Source organism: Desulfobaculum senezii (genome assembly GCF_054657395.1).
Genome location: NZ_BAAHYU010000005.1, coordinates 109,788 through 127,930, shown reverse-complemented (window position 1 = coordinate 127,930; position 18,143 = coordinate 109,788). Strand labels below are relative to the sequence as shown.

At 62.7% G+C, this 18,143-nt stretch carries 12 protein-coding genes and 1 tRNA gene; 6 read left to right on the top strand and 7 right to left on the bottom strand.

Features of this window, described 5'->3' with window-relative positions; translation table 11 throughout:
- Nucleotides 1-275 precede the first annotated feature (275 nt).
- Together ACYQ2T_RS17095 and ACYQ2T_RS17090 are read right to left on the bottom strand one after the other, a co-directional pair.
- A tRNA-Leu gene (locus ACYQ2T_RS17095) sits at nt 276-362 on the bottom strand.
- Nucleotides 363-462: 100 nt separating this feature from the next.
- A complete protein-coding gene (locus tag ACYQ2T_RS17090) occupies nt 463-849 on the bottom strand; it encodes a MarR family winged helix-turn-helix transcriptional regulator (RefSeq protein ID WP_459902060.1) in 387 nt (128 codons plus the stop codon).
- A gap of 340 nt (nt 850-1,189) precedes the next feature.
- Here ACYQ2T_RS17090 and ACYQ2T_RS17085 point away from each other — a divergent pair, with 340 nt between their 5' ends.
- On the top strand, nt 1,190-1,879 hold the full coding sequence (locus tag ACYQ2T_RS17085; protein WP_404845306.1) for a DUF554 domain-containing protein: 690 nt from the start codon (nt 1,190-1,192) through the stop codon (nt 1,877-1,879).
- 236 nt (nt 1,880-2,115) lie between these two features.
- Nucleotides 2,116-3,612 (top strand): sensor domain-containing diguanylate cyclase, encoded by a 1,497-nt coding sequence (locus ACYQ2T_RS17080; protein ID WP_459902059.1) that lies wholly within the window; start codon nt 2,116-2,118, stop codon nt 3,610-3,612.
- Nucleotides 3,613-3,693: 81 nt separating this feature from the next.
- On the opposite strand, the gene ACYQ2T_RS17075 is transcribed toward ACYQ2T_RS17080, so the two are convergent.
- From ACYQ2T_RS17075 to ACYQ2T_RS17065, 3 genes are read right to left on the bottom strand one after another with little or no spacing between them, the layout of a single operon-like run.
- On the bottom strand, nt 3,694-5,025 hold the full coding sequence (locus tag ACYQ2T_RS17075; protein ID WP_459902171.1) for a TRAP transporter large permease: 1,332 nt from the start codon (nt 5,023-5,025) through the stop codon (nt 3,694-3,696).
- Nucleotides 5,022-5,501, bottom strand: coding sequence for a TRAP transporter small permease subunit (locus ACYQ2T_RS17070; protein ID WP_404845305.1), 480 nt, complete (start codon nt 5,499-5,501; stop codon nt 5,022-5,024). Before ACYQ2T_RS17070 ends, ACYQ2T_RS17075 begins: the two co-directional genes overlap by 4 nt.
- 10 nt (nt 5,502-5,511) lie before the next feature.
- Nucleotides 5,512-6,483: a TRAP transporter substrate-binding protein gene (locus tag ACYQ2T_RS17065; RefSeq protein ID WP_459902058.1), complete on the bottom strand. Its 972-nt coding sequence runs from the start codon at nt 6,481-6,483 to the stop codon at nt 5,512-5,514.
- A 473-nt stretch (nt 6,484-6,956) separates the two neighbouring features.
- On the opposite strand from ACYQ2T_RS17065, the gene ACYQ2T_RS17060 reads away from it, so the two are divergent.
- From ACYQ2T_RS17060 to ACYQ2T_RS17050, 3 genes are all read left to right on the top strand, one after another.
- Entirely contained in the window at nt 6,957-8,945 is a 1,989-nt protein-coding gene (locus ACYQ2T_RS17060) for a hydantoinase/oxoprolinase family protein (RefSeq protein WP_459902057.1), read from the top strand.
- Nucleotides 8,946-9,016: 71 nt separating this feature from the next.
- Complete coding sequence (locus ACYQ2T_RS17055) at nt 9,017-10,603, top strand: hydantoinase B/oxoprolinase family protein (protein WP_459902170.1); 1,587 nt, start codon at nt 9,017-9,019, stop codon at nt 10,601-10,603.
- A gap of 151 nt (nt 10,604-10,754) precedes the next feature.
- A complete protein-coding gene (locus ACYQ2T_RS17050; protein WP_459902056.1) occupies nt 10,755-11,264 on the top strand; it encodes an ankyrin repeat domain-containing protein in 510 nt (169 codons plus the stop codon).
- Nucleotides 11,265-11,363: 99 nt separating this feature from the next.
- Here ACYQ2T_RS17050 and icd read toward each other — a convergent pair whose 3' ends face one another.
- Both icd and ACYQ2T_RS17040 read right to left on the bottom strand, forming a co-directional pair.
- Entirely contained in the window at nt 11,364-12,506 is a 1,143-nt protein-coding gene (gene icd / locus ACYQ2T_RS17045; RefSeq protein WP_459902055.1) for an NADP-dependent isocitrate dehydrogenase, read from the bottom strand.
- Nucleotides 12,507-12,822: 316 nt separating this feature from the next.
- Nucleotides 12,823-15,225, bottom strand: coding sequence for a GGDEF domain-containing protein (locus ACYQ2T_RS17040; protein WP_459902054.1), 2,403 nt, complete (start codon nt 15,223-15,225; stop codon nt 12,823-12,825).
- A gap of 219 nt (nt 15,226-15,444) precedes the next feature.
- Here ACYQ2T_RS17040 and recQ point away from each other — a divergent pair, with 219 nt between their 5' ends.
- Entirely contained in the window at nt 15,445-17,667 is a 2,223-nt protein-coding gene (gene recQ, locus ACYQ2T_RS17035) for a DNA helicase RecQ (RefSeq protein ID WP_459902053.1), read from the top strand.
- Nucleotides 17,668-18,143 lie beyond the last annotated feature (476 nt).

The window sequence follows — 18,143 nt, the reverse complement described above, 5'->3', positions numbered from 1 at the left end:
CTGACTCCGCAGAATACAAAAAAATGCAATCCGGACGTTCCGGAAAACAGGCGGAGAAAAAAGACGTAAGCCCCTCGCTCCATACAAAAACCACCAATCAGTTTGGGCAAGGAGCCAAACCTCAAAGACAGAGGCTCTGGAGATGGAGCAAGAGTTCGACGGAAGGCACAAGAATGAGTGCTGACAGACAAAAAAGAAGCGGTGACATGTCACCAGAATGTCACCGCTTCGGAAGAAACTTCAAGGCTACTAAGAGCTTGAATTATAAGACTTTGTGGTAGCCGGGAAGGGAGTCGAACCCTTACTCCATCGCTGGAACCGGATTTTGAGTCCGGCGTGTCTACCAATTTCACCACCCGGCCATATTGGTCCTTGGCGTGGGCCAAGGTATGGGGAAAAGTGCCGTCTGGGAGAGTGTCCTCGGCGGCTGGGACTGGCATTTATATGATGCGCGGCGCGTGGTCAAGCGTTAATCGCGCCATCACCCTGTATCTTTTTGTCATCACCTATGATTTTTGACAAGCGCTTTGCCAGCGCCTTGCCCTTTGTAGTCAGACGCAGGTTTTTGCGGCGGCGTTCGCGGGGGTCCTCTTCTGCGGTGATAAGGTCGTAGCCCGGACGCTCCTTAATGGTGGCGTGGCGCGGGCCGAGGGTGGTTACCGTGCGCGAGGCCGTGGACTGCGCCATGCCAAGAAATTCCGCAAGCGCGGCCATGGAGCACCCGCCCGACGCCGCAATGTATAAAAACGCGGCCATCTGGTGCGAGGGCATGGTTTCACCGGCCTCACGGCGGAGTTCCTCCACCGCGGCGAGTATTTTTTGCAAGTTTATCAGGTTGTTTGCATTCATCAGAGGCCTTCCGGCGCAAAGGATTATACCGCCATTTCGGGAACGTGGTCCTACGCAAGGGCTTGCACCCCCCGGGATTCACTATGAAGCCCTTGCTTTTTCGTCAAGCCAATTCGTCATGCGCGCCACGCCGCGCGCCTCTTGCCGCGTTTCCTCCCGAGGCATACCGCCCTCCTACCGCGCCCCGCCCCGCCAAAAGCAGCGCTTTCCTGCCTCTCCGCGCCAGAACAGGCCACCTGCACGGCGCAGAGGCAACGGGCCGCAGTCTTCGGCACCAAACACTGCGGCGCGCCGATTTCCTTCTTGTATCCACTCTGCTTTTCCACTACAACAGTGCCCTATGATCATTCCAACAGGCACTCTCATCAACGTTGCAGCCGTTCTTGCAGGCGGCACCGCCGGCCTCATCATCAGCACCCGCATGCCGGAGAATATCCGGAGCATCGTCTTTCAGGGTCTTGGACTCTTCACGTTGGTCCTTGGCATGAGTATGGCGCTCAAGATGACCAATCCGCTCCCCATTATCTTCAGCCTTGTCATTGGCGGCATCATTGGCGAGCTGTGCAAGTTGGAAACCCTCTTTGAAAACTTCGGCGGCGCAATTAAAAAACGCGTCGGCTCCAAGAACGACCTGTTCATTGACGGCCTCATCACCGCGTTTCTGCTGTTTTGCGTCGGGTCCATGACCATCATCGGCGCATTTGACGAAGGACTGCGCGGCGACCCCACCCTGCTGCTGACCAAATCCATGCTCGACGGCTTCGCCGCCATCGTCCTTGCCGCCACCTTTGGCGTTGGCGTCTTGTTCTCGGTGATTCCACTGTTCATCTTTCAGTACGGGCTGACCCTGCTCGCCAGCGCGCTCCAGGGCTGGTTCTCGGACCCCATCATCACGCAATTGACGGCCACCGGCGGCATTCTCATCCTTGGCATCGGCCTCACCGTGCTGGACATCAAGCGCATCCGCCTCTCAAACCTTCTGCCGTCGCTGGTGCTTGTGGTGATACTGACCGTCCTCTTCGGTGGATAGCGCCCGCCCGTTCCCCACGCCCCCCCAAAACGCCCAGAGAGGACGCCGCGGCTTCCACCGGCGCGCTTGGAAGCGCCGCCAACGCACCCTTTCCTGAAGAAATGGAGCAGGTTAGCACCTGCGTGCGGTCCCGCGTGGACTAAGGTTTACAGTTTCCCTGTCCATCCATACAATATAAGGACAACTGAGGGTCTCTGACATATCGGTCAACTCCTTGCACGGTGGACGAAGACGTGATGGAACAAGCCCCACACGATGCTCCTGCCGCACAGCCGCATGCGTCTGCAACGTCGCAGCGCTCCATTGTGTGTGCGCTTCTCCTCTCCGCCGCCATTTTTCTGCTTTTGGCCCTCATCCTTGCCTACGCGGCCAACGCTGAAAAGCAGCACATTGTCGACTCCACCCTTTCCCGCCTTGCCCACCGCTCGCACGTTGTCGCCATTGAAACAAACCGAGCCTTTCTCAGTACGCGGCAGGTCCTTATTGGCGTGCGCGACACCATCAGCGCGCTGGAAAACGACGGAAACGCCACCCGGCAGGAAATCATCTCGCTCCTGAAACGGCGCAAGGAGAACCTGCCCTATCTGCTGGACATGATGGTCCTCGACAAACGCGGACACATCACCCACTGGACGCAGACCGGCTCCCCGCCCTACGTGCAGGACCGCGACTATGCCTCCGCGCACCTGACCCATGGGCACAAGGGGCTTTTTGTCGGCACCCCGCTTAAATCCCGCGTCAGCGGCCGCCGCTTCATCGGAACCAGCATCGCCGTGCGCGCCCCGGGCGGCAATATTGAAAATATCATTGTCGCCATCGTCTCCATCAAGGCGCTGGAGGACACCTTTGCCGACATGGCCATTCCGGATGGACAAAGCATCGGCATACTGGGGCAGGACGGCAAAACCGTCTTCACTCTGCCCGAGACCCAGGCCAGCACCAGCATGCTGCTGGAGCACCAAAACATCACCGTCCACCACAGAATCCCGGAATCGCCCTTTGTTGTGGAATCGCCGCTGGACGGCAACGACCGGTTCGTAGCCGTCACCGAACTGCGCGACGCGCCGCTGGTTGCCTTTGCCGTTCAGCCAACATCCAGCGTGGACGCCCCGTGGTTTATATCGCTCAGGCCCTACATCATCCTTGGCATCTGCGCGGCGCTCCTTGTGCTGACCTCGTGCGTCTGGCACGTACGCAGCGCCACGGTTTTTGCCCGCTGCGCCGGATCGCTGTCGGACATGAGCACCAAGGATCAACTCACCTTCGTCTACAACCGGCCAACATTCATGGACTTTTCCCAGCGCGAATACAACCGCGCCGTGCGCTACGGGACGCCGCTGTCGTGCATCATTTTTGACATTGACGCCTTCTCGAAGGTCAATACCAAGCACGGGCATGGCACGGGGGACGCGCTACTCAAGCAACTGGCCTCGTCCATCGCCCGCAACAGCCGCAAGACCGACACCGTAGCCCGCCTCAGCGGCAACGAGTTCGGCATCCTGCTCCCCGGCACACCCCTTGATGGCGCGTACGCCTCGGCGGAGCAACACCGCGAGCGCACGGAGGCCACGCCGTTCAAGTGCGCGGGGGTGGAGATTGACGCCACCATAAGCATAGGCGTGGCCGAGCTTGCCGATGAAGACTCTACAGCGCAGGCCCTTCTGGACCGCGCCCACGCGGCCATGCTCAGCGCCAAAAAGCGCGGCGGGAACACCATCGCCACAGCAGACTAGCCCCGCCACACTCCCACCAAAAAGCCCCCGCATCACAAACGGACGCGGGGGCTTTGTTTTGGGCACATTCCGGCCAGACGGCTACATCATCTGCCGCGGCAGGAAGAAGACAATATCCGGAAACACCGTCACCAGCATCACCATAATGACCATGATGCAGAAGAACGGGAAGGTCGCCTTGAGGATGGTTCTCACGTCCTCCTTGGCGATGTGTTGAATGACGAAGATGGAAAAGCCTACTGGCGGGGTAATCTGCGACAATTCCACCATAAACACCACGAAGATGCCGAACCACAGCGCCTCGAACCCAGCGCTCTGCACAATGGGCAGCACGATGGGCAGCGTCATGACAACGATGGAAATGCCGTCCAAAATCATCCCGAGGAACAGATACATCAGCCCCAGCACCAATATCAGCGTATACGGGGACAGATTCAGTTCCGCAATGCTGGTGCTGATGGCGCGGGCAATGCCCACAAAGCCCACCACCTGCGACAAAAACGCCGCGCCAGCAATGATGAAGCAAATCATACCGCTGGTCTTCACGGCGGACAGCAGAGCCTGCTGCAGGTTCGTCCACGTCAGGTTGCGGAAATACAGCGCAAGTCCCAGCGCGCCCACCACGCCGATGGCCGCAGCCTCGGTGGGCGTGGTCAGCCCGACATAGATGCCCCCAAGGACCAGTACAATAAGCCCAAACACGGGGATAAGGTCACGCAAAGCCGCAAAGCGGTCCGCCCATGTGTAGGTTTCATCCTCACCGGGGATGGCGTCCGGGTCCATCTTGGCGCGCGCCACAATGTAGACGGAATACATAGTCGCCAGCACCAGCCCGGGAATAACCCCGGCAATGAACAGCTTGCCGATGGATGTATCCGACAGCACACCGTAGATGATCATGATGAGGCTTGGCGGAATGAGGAAGCCCAGCGTCCCGGCCCCGGCCAGGGAGCCGATGGCGAGGCTTTTGCGGTAGCCCCGGCGCGTGAGTTCGCTGAGGGTAATTTTGCCGACGGTGGCGGTAGTTGCCGCGCTGGAGCCAGAGACAGCCGCAAACAGCGAGCACGCCACCACGTTGATGTGATACAGACGTCCGGGCACCCCGGACAACCACGGGACAAGACCATTGAGCAGGCGCGTGGAGATGGCCGTTCTGTAGAGAATCTCGCCCATCAGGATAAACAGGGGAAGCGCCGTCAGCGCCCACGAGTTCAGGGAATTCCACACGGAGTTGGCGAGCAGGTCGCCTATTTTGTCCCATATGGAAATGGTGGGCGGCAGATGCACCTCAAAGAGCAGCATCCCCGCAACACCCGAGGCGAACAGCGAAAACCCAATCCATTTGCTGGACAGGAGCAGAATCATCATCACGGCCATAACGGCCACGGCCAGAAGAAGCGGATCGGAAATTATTTTCGCACCCTCCCGGCGATGAACGCCACAAATTGCAGCAAAAAGACCGCCAACCCCAAGGGAATGGCGCACTGCGGAATCCACAGCGGCGTCTCGGAAATGGTGTCTGCCGTCATTTCAAGGGAATACGTCTCGTAGACGAGCTGAACGGAGTAGACGAGGATATACATGGTCAGGGCCATGGAGGTCAGGGCCACCACCACATCCACCACCTTGCGCCAGCGCGCGGAAAGGCGGGAATGCAGCAGAGTAATGCGGATATGGGCTTCCTCCTTCAGGGTGAAGCCCAGCCCAAAGACCACAATGGCCACCAGAAAGTACCCACTGTACTCGCTGGCGACGAAGGTGGACGCTCCGCTGGTGGCGCGGAGCAGAATCTCCACCACAATAAGCAGGACCGTCAGGCCCATAAATACTGCGGACAGAAGCGCCCCTCCCACGGAGAGACGCTCCAGCGCGGCAATCAATCGAGACATAGCGTCCTTCTTACTTGCCGTAGGCGGACAACGCCTTCAGCGAACCGCTGCGGGCGTCTTTTTTGAATTCCTTGAGCATGTCGGCGGCAACGGCCTTGAGACCTGCGGCCACTTCGGGCGTCATCTCGGTGATGACGATGCCGTTCTCGGCCAGAATCTTCAGCGAGTCCTCAACAGCCTTGCGCGAGGCCGCCCACTGCTCCTTCTGCACTTCCTTCGCGGCGCGCATCAGGGCCTTCTGCTGGCCTGCATCAAGGGCGTTCCAGTAATCCATATTAATGGTCAACATGTTCAGCGGATAGGCGTAGTTCACCTTGGTGAAGTGGTTCAGCACTTCCCAGAACTTGCCGTCCACGCCGGACACGGACGACGTCAGGACGGAGTCGATAAGGCCGGTGGACAGCGCGGAATACACCTCGCCCCACGGCAAGGACTGCGGGCTGGCGCCGGCACGCTTGAGGAAGTCCGCGCCGTTTTTGTCATAGGTGCGGATTTTCAGGCCTTCGATGTCGGCCAGCTTTTCAAAGGGGCCTTTGGTGTACAGGCCACTGCGGGGCCACGGGGCGGCGTAGAGGAGCTTCTGGTTCCATTTGCGGCAGGCCTTTTCATACTGGGGGCGGCAGGCCTCGTAGTAACGCATGGCTTCGTCGTAGGAATCCACAATCAGCGGGATGGTGGACAGACCAAAGACCTCGTCGCTGCCGGCCACAACACCCATGAGGATGTCGGACATGGGCAGGGTGCCGTCCTTGACGGCCTTGAGCAGTTCCGGCCCCTTGAAGCCAAGGCTTCCGCCGGGGTGCACCTCGATAACGACCGTTCCGTCCGTGTACGTCTTGGCCTTTTCGGCAAAGCTGACCGCACCCTTCGTATGGAAATTATTGGGACCATAGATAGCGTTGCAGTTCATGCGCACCGTGGCGGCGCTGGCGGGGGCCGCGATGAGCAGCAGACAAAGGACAAGCAGAATTCGCTTGAGCATGTGGGCCTCCTTGAGGTGACTGTGAGGGGGGACCGGACAGGGGGCGCGAAGCGTGGGGAGACGCGTTGGCCCCCTGAAACCCGGTCAAAGGGAGTGTTGCGATACGTCGACCGAGAGACCTCGGCCACACTCCTGACTGAGCAATGTGCATGCCATGTTGCACCAGCCCACTCCACTTTGCCCCGGGGCAAGAAACCATGCGGTTTTCCACACGTTCCACCTGCCGCCACCGATCAGCCAAATTTTCACAATATTGCCAATTGCAGCTTTCGCTTTGACATTATTGTGTTTTTCATCCAATAGTCAACAGGCATTCGCAATTTTACAAATTCTGCGCGAAGGCCCTATATTCCACCCAAAAGACGGCATTTTTCCGCTGATGCCCGCATGGAATACATTTTGCTCACTGGGCAGGACGGCATACCGCGGCGTTTTGGTCGCCACTTTGCCAAAGTTGGAAAATTGGAGGACTCATGCTCATTCTCGGCGTCGATACTGGCGGCACCTTCACGGATTTTATCTACAGGGACGGGGACAATTGGGGCGTCCACAAGCGCCTGTCCACACCGGACAACCCGTCCAAGGCCGTCATTGAAGGTATCCGGCATATATGCGGCGGCGATATCCCCCCCGCCTCCATGAACATTGTTCACGGCTCAACTGTGGCCACCAACGCCATCCTTGAGCGCAAGGGCGTCAAGACCGCCCTCATCAGTACCGAAGGCTTCACGGACGTTGTGGAAATTGGCCGCCAAAACCGCGCGGACCTCTACGACCTTGGCTACAGGCGCCAGCCGCATATCGTCCCGGCGGACCTGCGCTTTGGCGTAGGCGGCCGCATTGGGCAAGACGGCGAGGAAGTCGCCCCCTTTGACGAAGCTTCGGCCCGCGCCGCTGTTGAGGCCATCCGCAAAACAGGGGCCGAAAGCGTGGCCCTATGCTTTCTGTTTTCCTTTCTGGAGCCCTCGCACGAGCGCGCCATGCGCGACATGCTGGCCGAACTGAACATCCCGGTGTCGGCCTCGCACGAAATCCTTTCGGAATTCCGCGAGTTCGAGCGAACCTCCACCACGGTGGTCAACGCCTACGTCTCACCCAAGATGAGCGCCTACCTCACGGACCTGAAAACCGCCGTGGGCGACAATCCCCTGCGCGTCATGCAGTCCAACGGCGGGTCCATCTCCGTGGATACGGCCATGAGCGAATCCGTCCGCACCATCCTTTCCGGCCCTGCGGGCGGCGCAGTGGGCGCCATGAGCATTGGCAAGGCCGCAGGCTACGACCAGCTTATTACATTTGACATGGGCGGCACCTCGTCGGACGTGGCCCTGCTGGACGCCGACCTGCCCCTGACCATGGAGTCCGCCATCTCCGGCTACCCGGTGAAGGTGCCCATGATCGACATCCACACCGTGGGCGCGGGCGGCGGCTCCATTGCCTCGCTGGACGAAGGCGGCAGCCTTGCTGTCGGTCCCGAAAGCGCTGGCGCGGACCCCGGTCCCATCTGCTACGGCAAGGGGACGCGCATAACGGTGACTGACGCCAACCTCTACCTTGGCCGCCTTGTTCCGGACCACTTTCTCGGCGGCGAAATGCGCCTTGAAACGGAGCGCCTGAATTCCGCCATGGAGACCATGGCGCAGGCGGCGGGCCTCAGCCCGCAGGAACTTGCCGAGGGCATCCTTGATGTCGCCAATGCCAACATGGAGCGCGCCATCCGCGTCATCTCCGTGGAACGCGGCTTTGACCCGCGCGAGTTTACGCTGTTCTCCTTTGGCGGCGCGGGCGGTATGCACTGCGCCTTCCTTGCGCGCCTGCTGAATATGCCCCGCGTCTTCGTCCCCGTGAATGCGGGCATCCTCTCCGCCGTGGGCATGCTCATGGCCGACGTCATCAAGGACTACAGCCAAACCATCATGCAGACCGCGCAGGACGTCACCACAGACGACCTGCGCCGCAGCTTTGCCCCGCTGGAGGACCAAGGCCTGACGGAACTGCGCGGTGAGGGCTTCGCCGACGAGGCCATCGTGTTCGAGCGTTTCCTTGATATGCGCTACGCCGGACAGTCCTTTGAAATCATGGTGCCCATGGAGGGCGACGTCGTAGACGCCTTTGAGGCACTGCACGAGCGCAGCTACGGCTACCGGAACCCCGGCCGCCCTGTGGAAATCGTCAACATCCGCCTGCGCGCCAGAGGCCGCGCCGCCAAGCCGGAGCTCACCCCGGCGCAGACGCTGACGGAGCAAGTGCCAGAGGCCGCCATCAAAGGCGTGCAGCCCGTGGTCTTTGACGGCAAAATCCACGAGACCCGCATCATTTCGCGCGGGGAGCTGCTGCCCGGCAACGTCGTGCCCGGCCCGGCCATTCTGATCGAATACAGCTCCACCGTGACGGTGCCCCCCTTCGCCACGGCGCGGGTTGACGCCTTTGGCAACATCATCATGGACATTGAGGCACGCTGATGCAGACCACCACCACGCGCCAGACGCACACCACCGGACCACACAGCGTCCGCCCCGAACATGAGGCCCCCATGAACCAGCCCACCGTGAATCCCATCCTGCTGGAAGTGTTCAAGAACCGGTTCTCGTCCATCGCAGAAGAAATGGGCGTCACCCTCACCCGCACGGCCTTTTCGCCTAACATCAAGGAGCGGCGCGACCTCTCCTGCGCCGTGTTCGATGCCGCGGGCGACATGATTGCGCAGGCCGCGCATATTCCCGTGCACCTTGGGTCCATGCCCATGTCCGTCAAGGCCGCCATTGAGCACGGCGACCTTGCCCCCGGCGACATGGTGATGGTGAATGATCCCTTCAAGGGCGGCACCCACCTGCCGGACATCACCATCGTGGCCCCGGTGTTCGCCCCGGGACAGGATGCGCCCGTCTTCTATGTGGCCAACCGCGCCCACCACGCCGACGTTGGCGGCATGGCCTCCGGCTCCATGCCCCTGTCCACCTCCATCCATCAGGAAGGCATCATCATCCCGCCCGTACGCATTGTGCGCGGCGGTGAGATAGACACCAGCCTGATGCGCCTCATCCTCAACAACGTGCGCACCCCCGCCGAGCGCGAGGGTGATTTCTCCGCGCAGATTATGGCCAACATCACCGGCACCCGCCGCCTTGGCGAGCTGATGGACAAGTACGGCCTTGAGAAAGTCCGCTTCTACGCCGAAGCCCTCAACGACTACTCGGAGCGCGTTATGCGCGCCACCATCGCCAGCATCCCCGACGGCGAATACGCCTTTGAGGATGTGATGGACGACGACGGCGTGGACGCCCACGCCATGCGCATCAGCGTCGCCGTCACCATCGAGGGCGACACCGCGCGGCTGGACTTTACCGGCAGCGCCGACCAAGTGGCGGGCAGCGTCAACGCCGTGCGCGCCATTACGGTTTCCGGCGTGCTGTACGTGTTCCGCTGTCTGGTGCGGCGCGATATCCCCACCAACGCGGGCTGCATGCGGCCCATCAGCGTGGTCACGCGCCCCGGCTCCATCCTCGACGCCCTGCCCCCTGCCGCCGTGGCCGGCGGCAATGTTGAAACCTCGCAGCGCGTGGTGGACGTTATTCTTGGTGCGTTGGCGCAGGCGCGCGGCGAGGGCGCGCCGGACATTCCCGCCGCCAGTCAGGGCACCATGAACAACACCGCCATCGGCGGCATTGACGCGCGAACGGGCACGCCCTTCGCCTACTACGAAACCCTTGCGGGCGGCACCGGCGCCACCCGCCTGCGCGACGGCGAAAGCGCCGTGCACTCGCATATGACCAACACCCTCAACACCCCGGTGGAAGCCCTTGAATACGCCTACCCCTTCCGCGTGCGCGAATACGCCGTACGCCGAGGCACGGGCGGCGCAGGAAAAACCACCGGCGGCAGCGGCCTTATCCGCGATATTGAACTGCTGTCGGACTGCGAGATTACCGTCCTGTCCGAACGCCGCGCCACGGCGCCCTATGGGCTGGACGGCGGCGCGCCCGGCACACCGGGCCGCAACAGCATCATCGACCCGGACGGCACCACGCGCGACTGCCCCGGTAAATTCCACGCCGCCCTCAAGGCAGGCCAGCGCGTTCGCATAGAGACCCCGGGCGGCGGTGGTTTCGGCATGCCATAACCTCCCGAAGCGCCTGACTTTGACAGTATTGTCACAGATTTGTGGCATACTCGCGGTTGTAAGCGCGCACCCTTCGGTGTATAACCGGAGCATGGAGGATTCCCCCTGTTTTGATTTCCAGAAACGGCGGGGACATCCCAGAGGAGGGTCCATGCACGACGAATACGCAGACGCCAGACGGCTCATGCAGGCCATACTGGACAACGCCCCGGACGCGGCGGAAGACGCCATTGCCGCGGGGGCCAACGTCAACGCCCCGGACGAGGACGGCGAACAGCCCCTGTGCATTGCCGCCTATGAAGGCAATGACGAAGTCGTCCGGGTTCTGCTGGAGCATGGCGCGGACCCGTCCATCCGCAACGAGTTTGACGAGCCGGTCCTCGTTACCGCCAGCATGGAAGGCCACCTTGCCGTGGTCCGCCAGCTTGTGGAGCACGGCGCGGACATCGGCCAGACGGATTTTGACGGGCATACGGCCATCCAGATTGCCGAATTCTACGGCCACATGGACATTTGCGACTACCTGCGCGAGCAGGAAGCGCTGGCCGCCACGTCCACACCGGACGATACGCCGCCCCGTCCGGGCCGGTCCCGGCGCATTGGCGCGCGGCTTATTGGCCTGTTCCCCCACCGAAACCGCCACGCGGTCAGCCCCAGCTGACGCAGGCGCCACAACAACGACAAAACGGCGCGGCCACATTGGCCGCGCCGTTTTTTTACGCGTTGTCCTTCTCCCCAAAAAACGGGGAGGCGATAAACTCTACAGATGCTCACCCAGCAGATGCCCAAAGGCCGCGCACCCGATGGTGGTGGCTCCGGGAATCTGGGAGGCAAGGTCCACCGTCACCCGGCCCGAGGACACAACCTTGTCCATGGAAGCATGGATAAGGGCCGCGGCTTCGGGCATTCCTGCGTGCTCCAGCATCATGGCGCCGGAGAGAATGAGGCTGCCGGGGTTGGCCTTGTCCTTGCCCGCGATGGTGGGCGCGGTGCCGTGGGTCGGCTCAAAGAAGGCGAGGGTATCGCCCATGTTCACGCCCGGGGCAAGCCCCAGCCCGCCAACCTGCGCCGCAAGGGCGTCGGAGAGGTAGTCGCCGTTCAGGTTGGTGGTGGCCAGCACATCGTACTGCTCCGGGTACATCAGCGCGTTCTGGAACATGGCGTCGGCGATGCGGTCGTTGATGACCACATCCGCGCTCTGGCCGGACTCCTCGGTGACCACGCGCCCGGCGAATTCCTCGGCCGCGACCTCGTAGCCCCAGCCACGGAACGCGCCCTCGGTGTACTTCATAATATTGCCCTTGTGCACAAGGGTGACGCTGGAGCGCCCGGTATCCAGCGCGTGGGTAATGGCTTTGCGCACCAGCCGCTTGGAGCAGTGCTCCGTAATGGGCTTCACGCCCACACCTGCGGCGGCGTCCACATTGGCGCCAAGCTCATCGCGCAGAAATTCCAGCAGGCGGCGCGCCTCGGACGAGCCTGCGGCGTATTCAATACCCGCGTACACGTCCTCGGTATTCTCACGGAAGACGACCATATCCACGGCGTCCGGGTGCTTTACCGGCGACTCCACGCCCTTGAAGTGGCGGATGGGGCGGATGCAGGCGTACAGGTCCAGCGTCTGGCGCAGGGTGACGTTCAGGCTGCGAAAGCCCTGCCCCACCGGCGTGGTGAGCGGGCCTTTCATGGCAAGCTGCGCGCCGCGAAGCGCCTGCATGGTGCCCCCCGGCAAATATTCGCCCGTTTCGCGGTGGGCCTTTTCACCCGCCAGCAGTTCCACCCACTCAATGCGGCGCTCGCCGCCGTAGGCCTTCTGCACTGCGGCGTCCAATACGGGGCGGCCTGCGGCCCACACTTCGGGACCGATGCCGTCGCCCTCGATATAGTACACGGTCTTCTGCATGCGAATCTCTCTCATGAAATGTTGCGTTGTCCCTTCCCACGGACGCGCCATGCCCCATGCAGCACACGCGGCGGAGCATTGCGATACGCCAGCGCCATTCACGCTGTATCTCACACGGCGCATCACGGCGGCCTGCCGCCAGCTCCGCTTTGGAGTCCCGGCGCATCCACTGAAACGGGAACGATAGAAAAATCACGTCGCCTTGTCCATGAAAGACAGCGCCAAAGCGCAGCCAAACGCCGAAATTCCTTTCCTCACGCCGCCTCCTGTGCAGCGCCCCCGGCTCCTGCGCAGCTGGCCGCCAGCGCCGCGGCGCTTATTTCGGGGCGTCCTCCGTGCAGGTCTCAAGCTGGCAACATCCCGGCACACCAGGATTTTTCGCATCCGCCTCCCCCTCGCGCGCGGTGATGCGCCTGCGGTCGCGCACCCACACATTGCCGGGCAGGGTTTTGGCGTAGTGCTTCATCTCCGCCGCGTGGCGCGACAGAGCGCCCATCTCGCCCTCTCCCCGGCAATCCACAATAGCGAGGGAGACGGACACCAGTGGAAATTCCGCCACCACCCCATCGCGCCCCCGCGCGCGCACCGTGCCGCGCTCGCGGTCCTGCGGGGAGTAGTGCTTGCGCACCAGCCGCCCAAAGCAGCGCGTTACGGCCTTGGCAATGCGCTCCGCCCGCGCGCTGGTGCACATGACCACAAAGTCGTCGCCGCCCACATGCCCCACAAAATCCGTCCCGCCATCGCCATGGCGGTTCACCGCCCAGCGCAACAGGCGCGCCAACAGCAAAAGGATGTCGTCGCCGTTACGGAAGCCGTAGACGTCGTTGTAGGCCTTAAAGTTATCAAGGTCCGCGTACACAATGGAAAAGGACTCGCGCGCGGCAATGCGCCGCTCCATTTCCGCCTCAATGACCACATTCCCCGGCAGCCCGGTGAGGGGATTGGCGCCCTTGGCCATCTCCACCTGCACGGTGGCGAGGGCGTCCAGCATGGCCTGCACCGTCACCACGCCCACCAGCGTTTCCCCGCGCGTCACCACCACATGGTCAAAGATGTTGGCCTTGGGCCGCTGCATGGCCTCCCGCGCCACATTTTCCATGGGCGCAGAGCTTTCGGCGTACAGGGGCGCGGGGTCCATGATGAGTTCCACCGCGCGGTTCATATACAACGACAGGCCGTATTGCGTGCTGAGGGCGTGGTCCAGATGATGGCTCATGACAAGACCAAGCGGGCGCTCCTTATCATCTACCACCACAACGGAACTCAGCGGCTGCGAAGTGTCGCCAAACATCTGCCGGATTTCGCTCACCGTTGCCCCGCGCGGCACCGTGGGCACCGTCAGCGCAAGGGAGCCAATGGGCGACGAGCGGCGCGAGGCCTCTTCCCTGTGCCCCACGCGGGAGAAGTTCCCCAGCACCTCGGGCGGCAGGTCAGGCTTTGGGAAGGCCGGACGCGCCAAAAAATACCCCTGCCCATAGTGCACCCCAAGGCGCATCAACGTGTTCAGTTCCGACGCCGTTTCAACGCCCTCGGCAATGAGCTGGCACCCAATATTGCGCGAGAACGTGACGAGCGTCTCAAGCAGCGCCCGCCGCACCGGGTCCGCGTCCACGTCGCGCACAAGGGACATGTCCACCTTCAGATACTCCGGGCGCAGCTGGGCGATGGACCACAGCCCGGAATAGCCGGTGCCCACGTCGTCCACGGCAATGCGAAACCCCTGGCTGCGGTAATGCTCCAGCGTCCTGTGAAACAGCGCAAAGTCCTTGATGCTGTGCCGTTCGGTAATTTCCAGCACCACGTCCACAGGCTCCAGCCCATACTCGCGCAGAAGCCGCACCGTCTGGCCCGGCGAAAAATGTGGGTCCACCAGCGTGCGTGGATGCACATTCAGGAACAGCTTGCGCCCCTGCCCAAGGGGGCCAACGTCCCTGATAGCGCGCTCGCGGCAGGCCTTTTCCAGCGCAAAGACCTGTTCCACCTCCTCGGCAAAGTCAAAGAGCACCGAAGGGGAACGGAAATTGGACCCGGACGGGCCACGCGTCAGCGCCTCCCACGACAAAATATTGCCGGACGACAGGCTCACGATGGGCTGGTAGACCGCGCGGATAAGCTGGCGGTCCAGCACATCGCGAAACTCCGTCAACAGCGCCAGCTTGGTGCTGTCCAGCGTTCCGGCGGCCACGCGGCGCGCATCGCTCAGGGCGCGGTAGACGCTGGCCTCAAGGTCCTTGTCGCCGCCATCCAACAGGCCAAAGCCCGACTGCACGTTCAGCGACTGCCCCGTCAGGTTCAGCGCCTCCTGCTTGATGCGGCTTCGCACCTTGAGGCGAAAGGCAAGGGCCACGTCTTCAAGGGCGTCCCTGTCCCATTCGTCCTCGCCGCACAGCACCACCACGCGTCCGGGTTCAATGCTTTCCACAAAGCGCACGTGACACCCGCGCAAAAGCTCATCGGCCAGCGCCTGCGCCTCGTCCAGCATGGCACTGTTGATGCGGTCGGCAATAAGGCTGCCGTAAATATCGCGGAAGACCACAAAGTTGTCGGCCTCCAGCAGAAACAGGGCCACAGGGTTCCCCTGCCCCAAAAACCGCTCCAGCCGCAGGCGGCCATGCCCGGTCAAAAAGGCAAAATGTGTTGCATCATCATGCGAAAGGCGGGCGGCATCCTCGCGCCCAAATAACAATCCCTGCCCGAATCCACGTATGGCTTCCAGCATGGTCTCTCCCCGTAAATGGTTAGGCCAAGCCCCCGGACAACACCGGTTGTTCCCTCCCGGGGGCGTTCGACGTCCGACACATACTCCACTCATTCCAGCGCAGGTGACCCGGACGTGAATTCTGTGTGACATCTTCATGACCCGCCCCCTGCCTCCCCCTTTGTGTTCGGCGGCGGATTCAGGTATCACGCCGGGGCACGACGCAGGTCAGGAGGTATAATGGCACCCGCACCCTTGGACATTCTTCGAGACACATTCGGATTCCGCGACTTTCAGGGACTCCAGCAGCCCATCATTGAGCATGTATGCGGCGGGGGCGACGCCCTCGTGCTTATGCCAACGGGCGGCGGCAAGTCCCTGTGCTATCAGATTCCCGCCATGGTTCGCCATGGGGTGGGCATTGTGGTCTCGCCGCTTATCGCCCTGATGCAGGATCAGGTACAAAGCCTTGTCCAGATGGGCGTGCGCGCCGCGTACATCAACTCCAGCCTGCCCCCGCAGGAGGCCGCCGACGCGGAGCGCCGCATGGTCGCCGGAGAGTACGACCTCATCTACGTCGCGCCGGAGCGCCTGCTTCAGCCGCATTTCCTGAACATGCTCAAAGGCCTGCCCATCGCCCTGTTTGCCATTGACGAAGCGCACTGCGTGTCGCAGTGGGGGCATGACTTCCGCCCGGAGTACACCCAGCTGGGCACTCTGGCCGCCCACTGGCCCGGCGTGCCGCGCATCGCCCTTACCGCCACGGCGGACGGCCCCACCCGCGCGGACATCATCAATCAGCTGAATTTCACAGGCGCACGCGTCTTTTCCGCAGGGTTCGACAGGCCAAACATCACCTACACCATCGTCCCCAAAGACAACGCCAAGCGCCAGCTGCTGCGCTTCATCACCCAGCGGCACAAGGGCGACGCGGGCATTGTCTACCGCATGTCGCGCAAAAAGGTGGAGGACACCGCCAGCTGGCTGAGCAAGCAGGGCATCGCCGCCCTGCCCTACCACGCAGGCCTTTCGCAGGCGGAACGCCGCCTGCATCTGGAGCGCTTTATGCGTGAGGAAGGCCTTGTAATGGTCGCCACGGTGGCCTTTGGCATGGGTGTGGACAAGCCCAACGTCCGCTTTGTGGCGCACATGGACCCGCCCAAGAGTCTGGAGGCCTACCATCAGGAAACCGGCCGCGCGGGCCGCGACGGTCTGCCCGCCGATGCGTGGATGGCCTATGGCCTTGCGGATGTGGTTATGCTCCGCCGCATGCTGGACTCCGGCGGCGCCAGCACGGACAGGAAGCGCGTGGAAGCCCGCAAGCTGGACGCCATGCTCGGCTTTTGCGAAACAGCCACCTGCCGCCGCACGGCCCTGCTCGGCTACTTTGGCGAGGAGCACTCCGGTGGCTGCGGCAACTGCGACAACTGCCTCACCCCCGTGGAAACATGGGACGCCACCATCGCGGCGCAAAAGGCGCTGTCCTGCATTTTCCGCACGGAGCAGCGCTTTGGCGCGGGGCACCTTGCGGACGTGCTGATGGGCAAGGAGACCGTGCGCGTCAAGAACATGGGGCACGACTGCCTCAAGACCTTTGGCTGCGGGCAGGAGCTGGACCGCAAGGGCTGGCAGTCCGTGTACCGCCAGCTTGCAGCTGTTGGCCTGTTGCGCGTGGATATGGAAGGCTACGGTAGCCTGCTGCTCAATAATGCCAGCTGGGAAGTGCTGCGCGGCGAGCGCACCGTCACCCTGCGCAAGGACCCGGTCACCGCGCGCGGGGCTGGCCGCTCGCGCTCCAAGGCCGTGCGCGCCGATGAGCACGACACCCTCGCCACAGCCGACGCACGCGGCCTCTTCGATGTCCTGCGCGAGTTGCGCCTGTCCATTTCCAAACAGCAGGGCGTGCCGCCCTACGCTGTCCTGCCGGACCGGACCCTGCTTGAGATGGTCCGCTTCCGCCCCCACTCGCCGGAAGAGATGGGCGTTCTGCACGGCGTAGGTCAGGCCAAGCTCAAAGCCTATGCGACACCCTTCCTAGGCGCCATCAGCACGTGGGAGGAGGAGAACGGCCGCCCGGATGACGTGCCCGAACTGCCGGACGTTCCCGCCGCCCAGCCCAAGCCCAAACCCACGCGCGAGGCCATCAGCGCCACCGTTCAAAAAAGCATCGACCTCTTCCGCGAGCACGGCTCCGTGGACGCCGTCACCCAGGCGCGGGGGCTGGCCGCGACCACCATCTGGAAGCACCTCATCACCGCCGTGGAGCATGACGTTCTTGCCGCCACGGACGTTGCGGGACTCAGCGAAGCCGACGCCACGGAAATCGCCACGGCCATCACCTCGGCGCAGGAGAAGGGAATCCCCGGCATCGGCCCGGTGCACGAGGCCTTTGGCGGAACCTACTCCTACGAGCAACTGCGCTGCGTGCGCGCCATGCTCCACAGCGCCGCGGCAGAGGCCTAAAGGCCGCAGTTTCCGGCTTCCGGCTCCCGGCGCCCGGCTCCCGGCGCCGCGGTCGGCACTGCCCCACGCGGCGGCCTGCGTGACGCGGGGCGTGACGCCTGACGTAACGCCCCGCGCACAGAGCGCGCCCGGCGCTCCGCCGCTGTGCCACGAGTGTGCGGCTCCCTTTGCCCCATCCAGCCCCTGCCCCAACCGCCCGCTCCGCGCACCTTCGCGCCTTCCATCCACAGCGTGCGGACACCTCGGCCCAAGCGGCCTGCGCCACACCGCGCACAAGAGGCGGGGGCGCCTGATTTTTCAGCGTAGCGCGCGGGCACGTCATGCTCCGCCGGCGCCCTGCGCGTTTCCGCCATCCAAAATACATCCCCACAGCACGGCAACATTCACCTGTCTGCGCTTTTCTGCTATCTGTAAAAGAGCGTTCACGTTCGTACCCCGCACAACATTTGGCCCGGCCCGCACAAGCTTTGGCGGAG